This window comes from Kosakonia sp. MUSA4 (assembly GCF_013085925.1).
Lineage (GTDB): Bacteria > Pseudomonadota > Gammaproteobacteria > Enterobacterales > Enterobacteriaceae > Kosakonia > Kosakonia sacchari_B.
Map to the genome: position 1 here is coordinate 4,009,097 of NZ_CP025697.1, position 12,901 is coordinate 4,021,997.

Annotated in this window: 14 protein-coding genes, 1 other RNA gene and 1 pseudogene; 7 read left to right on the forward strand and 9 right to left on the reverse strand. The window is 54.4% G+C overall.

Going from position 1 to position 12,901, the window contains the following annotated elements; all coding sequences use genetic code 11:
- Positions 1-5: 5 nt before the first annotated feature.
- Positions 6-602, reverse strand: a complete 597-nt coding sequence (gene grpE / locus C0557_RS18915) for a nucleotide exchange factor GrpE (RefSeq protein WP_139227921.1) — start codon at positions 600-602, stop codon at positions 6-8.
- 122 nt (positions 603-724) lie between these two features.
- On the opposite strand from grpE, the gene nadK reads away from it, so the two are divergent.
- The 3 genes from nadK to bamE all read left to right on the forward strand — a co-directional run bounded on the left by nadK (position 725) and on the right by bamE (position 3,853).
- The gene (gene nadK, locus C0557_RS18920; protein ID WP_074773957.1) at positions 725-1,615 is read left to right on the forward strand and encodes an NAD(+) kinase; all 891 of its coding nucleotides are present in this window, start codon (positions 725-727) and stop codon (positions 1,613-1,615) included.
- An 86-nt stretch (positions 1,616-1,701) separates the two neighbouring features.
- The gene (gene recN / locus C0557_RS18925; protein ID WP_208660208.1) at positions 1,702-3,363 is read left to right on the forward strand and encodes a DNA repair protein RecN; all 1,662 of its coding nucleotides are present in this window, start codon (positions 1,702-1,704) and stop codon (positions 3,361-3,363) included.
- A 148-nt stretch (positions 3,364-3,511) separates the two neighbouring features.
- Positions 3,512-3,853 carry an outer membrane protein assembly factor BamE gene (gene bamE / locus C0557_RS18930; protein WP_007370700.1) on the forward strand — a complete coding sequence of 114 codons (342 nt, stop codon included), beginning with the start codon at positions 3,512-3,514 and terminating at the stop codon, positions 3,851-3,853.
- Between the two features lie 59 nt (positions 3,854-3,912).
- Here bamE and C0557_RS18935 read toward each other — a convergent pair whose 3' ends face one another.
- Together C0557_RS18935 and C0557_RS18940 are read right to left on the reverse strand one after the other, a co-directional pair.
- Entirely contained in the window at positions 3,913-4,206 is a 294-nt protein-coding gene (locus C0557_RS18935) for an RnfH family protein (protein ID WP_208660210.1), read from the reverse strand.
- On the reverse strand, positions 4,196-4,633 hold the full coding sequence (locus C0557_RS18940; RefSeq protein WP_007370698.1) for a type II toxin-antitoxin system RatA family toxin: 438 nt from the start codon (positions 4,631-4,633) through the stop codon (positions 4,196-4,198). The genes C0557_RS18935 and C0557_RS18940 overlap by 11 nt, the downstream gene beginning before the upstream one ends.
- 158 nt (positions 4,634-4,791) lie before the next feature.
- Between C0557_RS18940 and smpB the strand changes: the two genes are divergently transcribed.
- Positions 4,792-5,274 carry an SsrA-binding protein SmpB gene (smpB, locus tag C0557_RS18945; RefSeq protein WP_007370697.1) on the forward strand — a complete coding sequence of 161 codons (483 nt, stop codon included), beginning with the start codon at positions 4,792-4,794 and terminating at the stop codon, positions 5,272-5,274.
- A gap of 200 nt (positions 5,275-5,474) precedes the next feature.
- Positions 5,475-5,837, forward strand: a transfer-messenger RNA (tmRNA) gene (gene ssrA / locus C0557_RS18950).
- A gap of 170 nt (positions 5,838-6,007) precedes the next feature.
- Here the strand turns inward: ssrA and C0557_RS18955 are convergent.
- A pseudogene (locus C0557_RS18955) lies at positions 6,008-6,328 on the reverse strand (transposase); the annotation flags it as partial.
- 3 nt (positions 6,329-6,331) lie between these two features.
- Here C0557_RS18955 and C0557_RS27695 point away from each other — a divergent pair.
- A complete protein-coding gene (locus tag C0557_RS27695; protein ID WP_217273269.1) occupies positions 6,332-6,499 on the forward strand; it encodes a TetR family transcriptional regulator in 168 nt (55 codons plus the stop codon).
- A gap of 244 nt (positions 6,500-6,743) precedes the next feature.
- Here the strand turns inward: C0557_RS27695 and C0557_RS18965 are convergent, their stop codons facing one another.
- Genes C0557_RS18965 through C0557_RS18975 form a run of 3 tightly spaced genes read right to left on the reverse strand, consistent with a single transcriptional unit; the run spans position 6,744 to position 8,720 of the window.
- A complete protein-coding gene (locus C0557_RS18965; RefSeq protein WP_208660212.1) occupies positions 6,744-7,538 on the reverse strand; it encodes an SDR family NAD(P)-dependent oxidoreductase in 795 nt (264 codons plus the stop codon).
- A gap of 30 nt (positions 7,539-7,568) precedes the next feature.
- Positions 7,569-8,072, reverse strand: a complete 504-nt coding sequence (locus C0557_RS18970) for an SRPBCC domain-containing protein (RefSeq protein WP_208660214.1) — start codon at positions 8,070-8,072, stop codon at positions 7,569-7,571.
- Positions 8,073-8,099: 27 nt separating this feature from the next.
- On the reverse strand, positions 8,100-8,720 hold the full coding sequence (locus C0557_RS18975; protein WP_371813269.1) for an NADPH-dependent F420 reductase: 621 nt from the start codon (positions 8,718-8,720) through the stop codon (positions 8,100-8,102).
- A gap of 80 nt (positions 8,721-8,800) precedes the next feature.
- Between C0557_RS18975 and C0557_RS18980 the strand changes: the two genes are divergently transcribed.
- Positions 8,801-9,694: a LysR family transcriptional regulator gene (locus C0557_RS18980; protein ID WP_208660218.1), complete on the forward strand. Its 894-nt coding sequence runs from the start codon at positions 8,801-8,803 to the stop codon at positions 9,692-9,694.
- 169 nt (positions 9,695-9,863) lie between these two features.
- Here the strand turns inward: C0557_RS18980 and C0557_RS18985 are convergent, their stop codons facing one another.
- Positions 9,864-10,616 carry a fimbria/pilus periplasmic chaperone gene (locus C0557_RS18985; RefSeq protein ID WP_253073739.1) on the reverse strand — a complete coding sequence of 251 codons (753 nt, stop codon included), beginning with the start codon at positions 10,614-10,616 and terminating at the stop codon, positions 9,864-9,866.
- A gap of 737 nt (positions 10,617-11,353) precedes the next feature.
- Positions 11,354-12,889, reverse strand: coding sequence for an amino acid ABC transporter permease/ATP-binding protein (locus tag C0557_RS18990; RefSeq protein ID WP_208660220.1), 1,536 nt, complete (start codon positions 12,887-12,889; stop codon positions 11,354-11,356).
- Positions 12,890-12,901: the final 12 nt, after the last annotated feature.

Below are 12,901 nucleotides of genomic sequence, written 5' to 3' on the forward strand. Positions count from 1 at the left end.
CGGGATTAACCCTTCGCTTTGGCGACGGTAACCATGGCTGCGCGAATAGTACGACCGTTTAAGGTATACCCTTTCTGCATCACGCCCAGCACGTTGCCAGCGGCGATCTCGTCGGATTCCACCATCGCAATCGCCTGATGGACGTTCGGATCCAGCGGAACGCCGGTATCAGCAATCACTTCAACGCCGAATTTCTTCACCACATCCAGCATGGATTTCAGCGTCAGTTCGATACCCTCAACCATCGGCGCCATTTCGGCATTGTTTCTGTCTGCGACTTCGAGCGCGCGATCCAGGCTATCCACCACCGGCAGCAGTTCGTTGATGAATTTTTCCAGCGCGAACTTATGCGCTTTTTCAACGTCCTGTTCGGTGCGGCGACGCAGGTTTTCCATTTCCGCTTTCATACGCAGGACAGTTTCACGCTCGCGGTTTTGCGCTTCGGTTAACTGCGCTTCAAGGTTCGCAATTTTCTCATCGCGCGGATCCACCTGCTCAGCAGAATCGTCAGACTCAACAACTGCCTCAACTTCGTCGTGCTGTTCCATGATAATTTCTTCCGGGGCTTGCCCGTCAGGCGTTTTCTGTTCTTTACTACTCATGAATTTCTCCGCGTTTTTTTGCATTCATCTCGCTAACCTGGCTTATTATGGGGATCAGTTTCCGGGATTCAAGGGAACGTGACAGATTGTCATCATTCATTCGCCACAAGGACCACCAGAACATGACCCTCCATTTCAAGTGTATTGGTATTGTCGGGCATCCACGGCACCCTACCGCGCTGACCACACATGAAATGCTCTACCGCTGGCTTCACGAAAAAGGTTATGACGTCATTGTCGAACAACAGATTGCCCAGGAATTGCAGCTCACGAATGTGAGGACCGGCACACTGGCGGACATTGGTCAGCAGGCCGACCTGGCGGTGGTGGTCGGCGGCGACGGCAACATGCTGGGCGCGGCGCGTACGCTGGCGCGCTATGATATTCAGGTGATCGGCATCAACCGCGGCAATCTCGGTTTTCTTACCGATCTCGATCCGGACAACGCCCAACAGCAGTTGGCCGATGTACTGGAAGGGCATTATATCGCCGAAAAACGCTTCTTGCTGGAAGTTCAGGTCTGCCAGCAGAGTTCCCTGCCAGAGTGCCAAAAACGGATCAGCACCGCCATCAACGAAGTGGTACTGCACCCGGGCAAAGTTGCGCATATGATTGAATTCGAAGTGTATATTGATGAAGTCTTCGCGTTCTCTCAGCGTTCCGACGGGCTAATCATCTCCACCCCCACCGGATCGACCGCTTATTCGCTCTCTGCCGGCGGGCCGATTCTGACGCCGTCGCTGGATGCGATTACGCTGGTGCCCATGTTCCCGCATACCTTGTCGGCCCGTCCGCTGGTGATTAACAGCAGCAGTACCATCCGCTTGCGCTTTTCCAACCGTCGCAGCGACCTGGAGATCAGTTGCGACAGCCAAATTGCGCTGCCGATCCAGGATGGCGAAGATGTGCTGATCCGCCGCAGCGACTATTACCTGAATCTGGTTCACCCTAAAGATTACAGTTATTTCAATACATTAAGCTCAAAACTTGGCTGGTCGAAAAAATTGTTCTGAAATTCGCCGTCAGGGCTTTACTGTATATAAAACCAGTTTATACTGTATGAAAACACAGTTATGGTTTTTCATACAGGAAAGCAACCATGTTGGCACAACTGACCATCAGTAATTTTGCTATCGTTCGTGAGCTTGAGATCGATTTTCACAGCGGGATGACGGCTATTACCGGCGAAACCGGGGCGGGTAAATCCATTGCCATTGACGCGCTCGGGCTGTGCCTCGGCGGCCGTGCTGAAGCCGACATGGTGCGCGCAGGCGCTCCGCGCGCCGACCTGTGCGCCCGCTTCGCGCTGAAAGACACGCCCGCCGCGCAGCGCTGGCTGGAAGAGAATCAACTGGAAGATGGACGTGAGTGTTTACTTCGCCGCGTCATCAGCAGCGACGGGCGCTCCCGTGGTTTTATCAACGGAACGGCGGTGCCGCTTTCTCAACTCCGCGAGCTTGGCCAACTGCTCATCCAGATTCACGGTCAGCACGCGCACCAGTTGTTAACCAAATCAGAACACCAGAAAAGCCTGCTCGACGGTTATGCCGGTGAGTATGCACTCACTCAGCAAATGGCCGAACACTACCGTACCTGGCACCAGAGCTGCCGTGAACTGGCTCAGCACCAGCAACAAAGTCAGGAACGCGCCGCCCGCGCCGAACTGCTGCACTACCAGTTGAAAGAGCTGAACGAATTCCACCCGCAGCCGGGTGAATTTGAGCAGATCGACGAAGAATACAAACGTCTCGCCAACAGCGGTCAACTGCTTTCCACCAGCCAGCATGCGCTGAACGTGCTGGCCGATGGCGAAGAGGTCAACCTGCAAAGTCAGCTCTATACCGCCCGCCAGCTTTTAACGGAGCTGGCAGGTATGGATTCGCGCCTTTCCGGCGTGCTGGATATGCTGGAAGAAGCGGCCATTCAAATCAGTGAGGCCAGCGATGAGCTGCGCCATTACTGCGACCGCTTAGATCTCGATCCCAATCGTCTGTACGAGCTGGAACAGCGCATCTCCCGGCAGATCTCGCTGGCGCGCAAGCACCATATCTCCCCGGAAGAGCTGCCGCAGTTCCACCAGTCTCTGCTTGATGAACAACAGTTACTGGACGATCAGGCTGACTCCCAGGAGACGCTGGCGATGGCGGTAACGCAGCACCATCAACTGGCGCTGTCCAGTGCGCAGGCGTTGCATACCCAGCGCGTGAAATATGCGCAGGAACTGAGCGAGCTGATCACCGAGAGCATGCACGCACTTTCCATGCCGCACGGCGTGTTTGTCATTGATGTCGATTTTGACGATCGTTCGCTGACGGCGGAAGGCGCAGATCGTATTGAATTTCGCGTCACGACTAACCCCGGCCAGCCGCTGCAGCCAATCGCTAAAGTCGCCTCCGGCGGCGAGCTGTCGCGCATTGCGTTGGCGATTCAGGTGATCACCGCACGGAAAATGGAAACCCCGGCGCTGATCTTCGATGAAGTGGATGTCGGTATCAGCGGACCAACGGCGGCCGTGGTCGGCAAGCTGTTGCGTCAACTGGGCGAATCGACTCAGGTGATGTGCGTTACGCACCTGCCGCAGGTTGCCGGTTGCGGCCATCATCACTTCTTTGTCAGCAAAGAAACCGACGGCGCGATGACCGAAACACATATGCAACCGCTGGATAAACGCGCTCGTCTGCAAGAACTGGCCCGTCTGCTCGGCGGCAGCGAAGTGACGCGCAATGCGCTGGCAAATGCCAAAGAGCTGCTGGCGGCGTAAACTTTTCGGTAATATGACGGTCTCAGTTCTCGACAAAATCGACAACAGACCAGCCCGCAGAGGTTTTAAACTGGCTAAAGGTCTATTATCATCGGCATATTACATATGAGCCACGTATTGTTCGGGCCCGAAAAGGAATCAAATCACTATGCGCTGTAAAATGCTGACTGCTGCCGCAGCGGTTCTCCTGATGTTGACCGCTGGTTGCTCTACCTTAGAACGCGTGGTTTACCGCCCTGATATCAATCAGGGGAACTACCTGACACCAAACGATGTTTCCAAAATCCGCGTAGGTATGACGCAACAGCAGGTTGCTTATGCACTGGGTACGCCAATGATGAAAGACCCGTTTGGCACCAATACCTGGTTCTATGTGTTCCGCCAGCAGCCGGGCCACGAAGATGTCACGCAGCAGACGCTGACGCTGACCTTCAACAGCAATGGCGTGTTAACCAATATGGATAACAAACCTGCTCTGACCAAAAGTTAAGGTAGCAGAAACGCAAAAAGGTGCTCAGTGAGCACTTTTTTGTTTCCGCTAACAGCGCATTACGACTTGTTCGCCGCTTTTTCTGCCCTCTGGCGACGCAGCTCTTTTGGATCGGCAATCAGTGGACGGTAAATCTCCACGCGGTCGCCCTCATGCACCACATCATGCAGTTTTGCCGGACGGCTGTAGATGCCGACTTTATTGACCTTCAGATCGATATCGCTGCGTAACTCCAGCAGACCCGATTGGCGAATCGCCTGCTCAACGGTCGCGCCCTCTTCCAGCATCACCCGTTGCAGATACTGCTTTTCTGGCAGTGCATAAGCCACTTCGACGGCAATTTTACCCGACACGGTAAACCTCTTTCGCGCGAAGAGTAAACGCCTGCACCATATTGGCCGCCAGCTCTTTAAAGATGCGGCCAAACGCCAGCTCAATCAGCTTATTGGTAAATTCAAAATCAAGCTGAAACTCAATGCGACAGGCATCGGCGCTGAGCGGCGTAAATTTCCAACCCCCCATCAACGATTTAAAAGGTCCATCGACCAGATGCATCAAAATGCTTTGGTTAGCAGCCAGCGTATTGCGCGTGGTAAACGTTTTGCTGATCCCGGCTTTGGAAACATCGACCGCCGCCGTCATCTGCGTCGGCCCGGCTTCCAGCACCCGGCTGCCGGTGCAGCCAGGCAAAAACTGAGGATAGGACTTCACATCGTTCACTAACTGATACATCTGCTCCGCGCTGTAAGGCACCAGCGCAGTACGGCTAATCTGAGGCATAAGGTTTTCCGCATTCACACAATCGTCAAATAATACCATTTCCGTCGGATGAAAGGAAAACGCTAAGCCGGAACTCATGCTAAGATAACGCGTTAAACCTCACAGGACGCAATGAGGTCAGTTTCAGATATCAGATTACCGGATGGCTTCACGACATTATGACGAAGAAAAAAGCACATAAACCAGGTTCAGCCACCATTGCGCTGAATAAGCGCGCCCGCCATGAATACTTTATCGAAGAAGAATTTGAGGCCGGGCTGTCACTGCAAGGCTGGGAAGTAAAATCCTTACGCGCAGGTAAAGCGAACATTGGCGACAGCTACGTTATTCTGAAAGACGGCGAGGCGTTTCTGTTTGGCGCGAACTTCACGCCATTAACCGTTGCCTCCAGCCACTATGTTTGCGACCCCACGCGTACCCGTAAGTTACTGCTGAATCAGCGCGAACTGGATTCCCTCTACGGCCGCATCAATCGCGAAGGCTACACCGTCGTCGCGCTGTCGTTGTACTGGAAAAACGCCTGGTGCAAAGTAAAAATTGGCGTAGCGAAAGGTAAAAAACAGCACGATAAACGCTCCGATCTGAAAGAGCGCGAATGGCAGTTGGATAAAGCCCGCATCATGAAAAACGCCGGGCGCTAACCACACAGCCCTCTCACACAGGGAGAGGGCAACGCGCTTTCCGGCTTCCCTCCTTTACCCCGCAAAAGTTTTGTTCACAAATGACGCTTCGATAGAACAAATGCCGCTCAGAATATCCTCAACTCGCATTATCAGGCCGTTTGCCGCGATATGGACTGGTATGCTGCGTCATAAATCTGTTATACTCAGCGAACACTTTTGGGGCTGATTCTGGATTCGACGGGATTTGCGAAACCCAAGGTGCATGCCGAGGGGCGGTTGGCCTCGTAAAAAGCCGCAAAAAATAGTCGCAAACGACGAAAACTACGCTTTAGCAGCTTAATAACCTGCTGAGAGCCCTCTCTCCCTAGCCTCCGCTCTTAGGACGGGGATCAAGAGAGGTCAAACCCAAAAGAGATCGCGTGGATGCCCTGCCTGGGGTTGAAGCGTTAAATCTAATCAGGCTAGTTTGTTAGTGGCGTGTCCGTCCGCAGCTGGCAAGCGAATGTAAAGACTGGACTAAGCATGTAGTACCGAGGATGTAGGAATTTCGGACGCGGGTTCAACTCCCGCCAGCTCCACCAAAATTCTCCATCGGTGATTACCAGAGTCATCCGATGAAGTCCTAAGAGCCCGCACGGCGCAAGCCCTGCGGGCTTTTTTGTGCCTTGAATTTGTCCCGCAATGTCTGATGCCAACTAATTAAATCTGAACCTCTTAGGCACCTCATAAAGCTTTATTGTTTTTGAGGTACCTAAACTATGGAAACCCGGCAATGGCAATGACCTGCTCCCCGTTGATTAATACACCCACAATTAGTAATGTCGATTTGTTTACTGTTTAATTGTCCGTTTCGCCACCGCGCTGCAAACTCTGATGGCATCTAATAATCCAGTGCTGAATGTGGACGACACTCGTTATAATCCAGCCGCCAGTCATTAATGATTTTCCTGGCATGAAAGATATCGCTGAACCAATGCTCATTCAGACATTCATCGCAAAAGCGACCGTTAAAGTTCTCAATAAATCCGTTCTGTGTTGGCTTGCCCGGTTGGATTAAGCACAATTCCACACCAGCGTGGCGGCGATTGTCGAACGCGCAGGGCTGACAGCGAGCGCATTCTTGCGCTACTTCGCCGACAAACGCGAGGTGCTTTTCAAGGGTGCCGAACACCTTCAGGCAACGATGCTTGCCGCGCTGAACCAGGCCGACCGCCTTGAGCCGTGCCGGAGAGGGATTCAATGACGACCGCCGCCTGTTCGCAAGGCGGCGCTGCATGGTGATCGCGGCCAGGTGACCGCTTTATTCGCTGTACCGCCTTAGGCGGGCATGTGGGGCTGGCTATGCCACGGCTTGCTGCGGAGGGAGGCAGAAAAGCAGTACGGGCAAGGCCGTTTTGCCCAAGCCAGGCTGACGAGGCGGGCTTCCGTTATCAGCCATGCCTTGTTCCTGCGCAGTAATCCATCACCAGGATTTCCCCCGCAGCCCATCAGGCAATGGAGCGCAACACGCCGCCATCCACGCGCAAGGCCGCGCCAGTCGTCGCCGAGGCTTGTTCCGAAGCGACATAGACCACCATGTTGGCGACTTCCTCTGTGGTGGCGAAGCGCTGGATCAGCGTGGTCGGGCGCATCGTTTTCAGGAAGTTCTGCTCGGCCTGCGCTGGCGTGATGCCTTGTTCCTGCGCGGTGGACTTCATCCAGTTGGACAGGATTTCCGAATCGGTCGGGCCGGGCAGTATCGCGTTGACGGTGATGCCGCTGCCGGCGACGAGTTCGGCCAGCCCGCGCGACACCGCGAGCAACGCGGCTTTGGTTACGCCGTAGTCGATCATTTCCCTGGGAATGTTCAGCGCCGACTCGCTGCTGATGAACACCACGCGACCCCAGCCACGCGTTGTCATCTCAGGAATGTAGTGGCGCGCCAGGCGCACGCCGCTCAACACGTTGAGCTGGAGCAGGTCCAGCCATTCAGAATCGACCTGATCGAAGAAATTGTTCGGGCGCGCGGTGCCGGCGTTGTTGACCAGGATGTCGGCGCCCGGCGCATGCGCGATCAACGCCGCGCAACCATCCGGCGTGGCGACGTCGGCGGCGATGCCGTCCAGTTCGGCGAGCGGCAACAGCGCGCGCATTTCGCGCAGCACGGCGTCCACGCGCGCCTGCGTGCGGCCATTAATCACCACCGCCGCGCCGGAGCGCGCCAGTCCTTCAGCAATCGCGCGACCAATACCGGCGGTGGAGCCGGTGACGATGGCCTTGCGGCCCTTCAGTCCGATGTGCATGGATTTTTCTCCGTTCGAATGTTGAAAATGTCAGTCTGCTTTCTTCGCCACTTCGGCTTCAGCCGCATGTGCGAGGCGTTCGACCCAATCCTGGTGATAGCGATACAGCGCGCCGGGATATTGGCGGCCAATCACATCGAGGAAGAATTCGCCTTGCTGTGTCTCTTCGGTCAGCACATGGCAGCCTTCGGCCGTCGGCGTGATGACCCAGCCGTGGTAAGCGCTGGAATCCGTTTCGTCACCATCGACGGTGGTCGCCCATGCCAGCCGACGGTTCGGCACGCACTCGGTCACCGTCAGTGACATCGGGTAGCCGACCGTCACCCGGTGGTAGCGCGTGCCCAACTGCAATTCCGGTTCGCCGGACAGGATCTCCACCTGGTCTTCGGCAGGGAAATAGCGTGACCAATGCGTGGCATCAACCAGCAGTTTCCACACCGCTTCCGGCGGGGCCTTCACGTCGATATCGTTGAGCGCGTAAAGGGATGAAACGCCCGGGTGATAGCCTTCGGGCCAGATGACTTTGTCGATCATGCGTAATCCTCGATGTTGTCGGAAGGCTCAGGCGAACTTGACCAGGTCCTGGAAAATCAGTGGTGCCCATGTATTGCCTCGCGCCTGTACCAGCGCGCCGCCTTCGGCGAGCTTGCCCAGCCATACCGGCGCGAAGCCGAGGCGTTCGGCCAGCGCCGCGACCGGTGGCACCGCGTTATCGTCGTCGCTGGACAGGAACACCACGCGGTGCCCGCCTTCGATATTCGGATCGGCGGCCAGTAAACCGGCGGGCAGATGATTGAAGCCCTTCACGACATTCGCACCGGCAAACGCCCTGGCGATGACGCTGGAAGAGGGCAGGCCGCCGAGTTCTTCGACGGGCACGCCGTACGCATTGGTCACGTCGATGATCGTCTTGCCTTGCCAGTTCGCCAGCGACCTGGCGACGGTCGCGTGTTCCGCGAATGGCACGGCGAGGAAGATGACGTCTGCCTGCGAGGCGTCCTGCAACGTCCTGGGTAAAACGGCCGAACCGATTGCGTGTGCCTGCGGTGCCAGTACTTCAGGTGCGCGTCGGCTGGCGACGGTGACTTCAATGTTCTGACGGGCGAAGGCGCGGGCAAGTGCCTGCCCCACAGCGCCAAAACCGATGATCGAATACGACATGAAATTTCTCCTGACACGAATGTTTGTGTGAAGAGGATGCTAATTTAATTTCTTTTTGATGATAATATGCACATTCTTCATAAAACTTATTCCGGAAAAGAATGGATAGATTTCAGGAATTAACTGCCTTCATCGCCGTTGTCGAGACCGGCGGCTTCTCTGCGGCAGCACGTAAGACGGGTGATTCGCAATCGGGGATCAGCAAGGCGGTGAATGCGCTGGAGAAACGTCTTGGCGTGGCGCTGCTCCATCGCAGTACGCGCAAGGTGACGCTGACCGAGCAGGGGCAGAAGTACTACGAACGCACCAAGCCGTTGCTCGACGAAATCCAGGTGGCCGATGGCGAATTGACCAGTAGCGTGCAGACCGTGTCCGGCCTGATTCGCATTGCCGCGCCTTCAACGTTCGGACGGCTGCATGTGCTGCCGCTGATCCCCGAACTGCTGTCACAGCATCCCGGCTTGCGCGTCGATCTGGTGCTGTCCGATGCGTTGCGCGACATGATCGAAGACCGGATCGATCTGGCCATCCGCGTCAGCCAGATCAATGATCCGGATTCCGTGGTGCGACGCGTGACGGGCACTTCACTGGTTTGCGCCGGCTCCCGCCGCTACTTCGAGCAGCACGGCATTCCCGGGACACCCGCCGATCTGACCGATCACAACTGCCTGATCTACGGCGAAATGACCGAATGGCCGTTCACCGGGCCGGAAGGGCGTTTCAGTGTTCCGGTACGCGGCAATCTCTCGTCCAACAGTGTCGAAACCATCCTGGCTGGCGTGGTGGCTGGCGTCGGTATCGGCCTGTTCCATCGCGCATCGCTGGTCGGCGAGTTCCAGCATTCGGATGTCATCACCGTGCTGGATGAATTCATGCACGAGCCACGCGACGTCAGCCTTGTCTGGCCGAAGCGTCGGTTTGTGCCAACGCGCGTGCGCCGTGCGACGGACTTTCTTGCTTCGGCGCTCTCGAAACGTATCCTGGCGGTGGTCTGATCCGGACCTGTTCGCAGCCCGGATCAGACCACCGCCACAAAAGAGAAAAGCGCCCGGGTATAATATTGCTTTACTGTCATCATAAAATAAGCCAAACAACAACGGGATCGCTGAAAAATTGCGTACTAAAAAACAGGCGCATACTTAAAAAACAACGAATATATTTCGTTTACTTTAGCGTTACCTTATAAAATTGACTTTCGCCACCGTAGTCATTAACGATTTTCCACCCGACGGTTTTAGGTATTTCCGTTGAAGGCAGCGAAAATTCCCGCAATGAAAAAGGTGAAACATATTTGACATCATGTATTGCGTAGCCATTAATATTTAGTGCGCTAATATCGATATAAAATGGAGAAGCATTAATAGCGACCAGCCTATTTCCTTTGCGTTGCCATTTCAGATGGCTATCCGAATCGTCAGGCTGTTTTTTGATACCGTCAGGCCGAATAAGCAATTTGATACAGTTATTAATCGATAACTGAAGATTCAGGGAAACCGATCCTCCCTTTCCACCTTTTTTCGCCCACTGGTCGCCTGCTTTTGGCGGAATGCCTTTGACGCATAACCATTGCAACGTCTCACGATCATTACTGAAATTGCCGCCGGTACGGACAATACGTAATCGGCTGGATTGCTGCCCGTCCAGGCGCATCAGCGGCGGCGTAACAACAAATGGCGCGTTATCCTTCCTGTTTTCCGCCAGCACCTGAGACTGAATTAAAATAGGGTAATTCTGCGGGTTGGTTACCGTCAGGGTTGCGCCATGAGAATCAGGATCATAAATCAGGCGAGGAGCGCCCAGCCTGACTGAAAACATCCGGCTGGAGGTTTCAGGACTGGAAGGCATTGCTAAAACACTATCTGTAAAAAAATAAACAGATGCGATAATGAGTGAAAATGCTGAAATCCTTTTCTTCACGTGACACCCTGTATAAAAATCGAAGAGAAAACGCTAAATCATTGCTTCCGGCACGCTCTCAACCTGAGGGGGATTACCGGTTTAATTTCCAGGCAGAAAAAGTGAGCCCATCGAAATGAACAATACCGATCACCACCGTCATTATTTATGCAGCAATAGCATCATATTATAAATAACGGCAACCCATGCTCTGGCACACGATAACAACAACGCCAACAAGAAGAATTTTTTCCATGTAGTTATTTAGCGATTTTATAAAATACAAAAACGTTATTTTTGAACTACAACCATCATTACATTAAAATCGCGCCCAGCAATAATGGATGTAAAAAAGCATGACATAAATAATAACAAAAGAAAATCAGTCAAATTCATTGGGGGGAATTTAATAAAAGTAAAAACTTATTCACATTAAGATTAATTATTGATGATAGGATTTTTAAAATCATTACAATACAAACACCTAACAGGTTGCACCAATAAATATGACACCTCACTTTTCTGTCAGGGGAAAAGAAAAGTCGTCACCCTCAGCCAGCCCATTCTTAATTTAGAAAAATATTCCAGATTATTCTTTTCCCCAGGCCGGATAAACCTGGCCCACATTTTACGCGTTTGTTCATCGCCTAACCGAAGTCCGTCTGGCGCCATAAAATAAAAACCCCGACAGACCTGAACCCGCCGGGGTTTGCATCCAACCTGTGCCCGCTAAATGACAGAGCGCAGCAGTTTCTACTTCACGCTACTTTCGCGCCATTCACCCCCATAAACTGGCGGATGCGCTGCAGCGCCGGTGTCGCTTCGCCGTGGCGGATATTTTCCGGCGTGGTATCGGCCTGAATAGTGCCGTTATCCATCAGCACCACGCGGTCGGAAATCGCCAGCGCAAAATCCATTTCGTGGGTCACAATCACCATTGTCATCCCTTCCCGCGCGAGGTCGCTTATCACTTTCAGTACTTCGCCGACGCGTTCCGGATCCAGTGCCGAGGTCGGTTCGTCGAACAGCATAATGTCCGGCGACAGCGCCAGCGCGCGGGCAATTGCCACCCGCTGCTGCTGCCCGCCGGAAAGCTGGTGCGGATATTTATTCATATGCGCCAGCAGGCCGACTTTATCCAGCAGCCACAGCGCCTGCGCACGCCGTGCGGACTCCTGCTCCGGCTGCTGGTGATAACGCTGCGCCAGCATCACGTTCTGCAAAATGGTGTAATGCGGGAACAGATTAAAACCCTGAAAAACCATGCCGATGCGGCGAATGCCCTGCTTACGTAAGCGGGAGTGGCGGTTGTCGCCAGCCTGAATAAAACTCTCACCGAACAGCACAATCTCACCGCTGTCCAGCGTTTCCAGACCGTTGATACTGCGAATAAGCGTGGTTTTCCCGGAACCGGAAGGCCCGATCACGCTGACCACTTCGCCGGGCGCAACCCGCAAATCAATATCCTTAAACACCGGGTTTTGCCCCCAGGTTTTCTGGATCTGTTTCATCAACAGCGCGTCGGGTGCGCCGTGCTGTTCTCCGGCCTGACGTTTGGTCAGCGGCACGGCCTGCTGGCGCAGCGCGTCAAGCTGGTTATCATGCAGGGTTTGCGGGGTTTTCACCTGCACGTTCGCCCAGCGCTCCAGCACCTGGAACAGCAAACTGAAGACGGAAACGATCAGCACGTAATAGACCGCCACGGCCGCCAGCGTCTCCATCACCAGAAAGTTTTCCGCGTAGAGCCGCTGCCCGGTCATCAGCAGCTCCGGCAGAGAAATTACCGACACCAGCGAAGTCTGTTTAACAATGGTAATAAACTCATTCACCAGCGCCGGTAACGCAATGCGCAGCGCCTGCGGGATCACCACCTTGCGCTGAATGCCGAGGTAGCTGAAACCCAGCGCATGACCAGCCTCATGCTGGCCTTTCGCCACCGAGATCAGGCCGCCACGGTGGATCTCCGCCATATAAGCCACTTCAACCAGAATGGTGGCGAGAAGCCCGGCAAAAAAAGCATTGCCGAGCACCGCACCGCTGGCCGGAAACATCTGCGGCAGGTTATAAACAAACACCACCAGCACCAGCAACGGCACGCTGCGAAACAACCAGATGTAGACCTGGCAAACGCTTTTCAGCCAGAGAGGGCCGGATAACCTGGCGCTGGCGACCACAAACCCCAGCACCAGTCCCGCGCACCAGGCAAGCACGCTGAGTTCCACTACGGTGACGCTGGCTTGCCAGAATGCCGCCATCGAAAACAGTGAAAAGAAGTAGTCCCAGTTAAATGTCATGCGTGCCGCTCC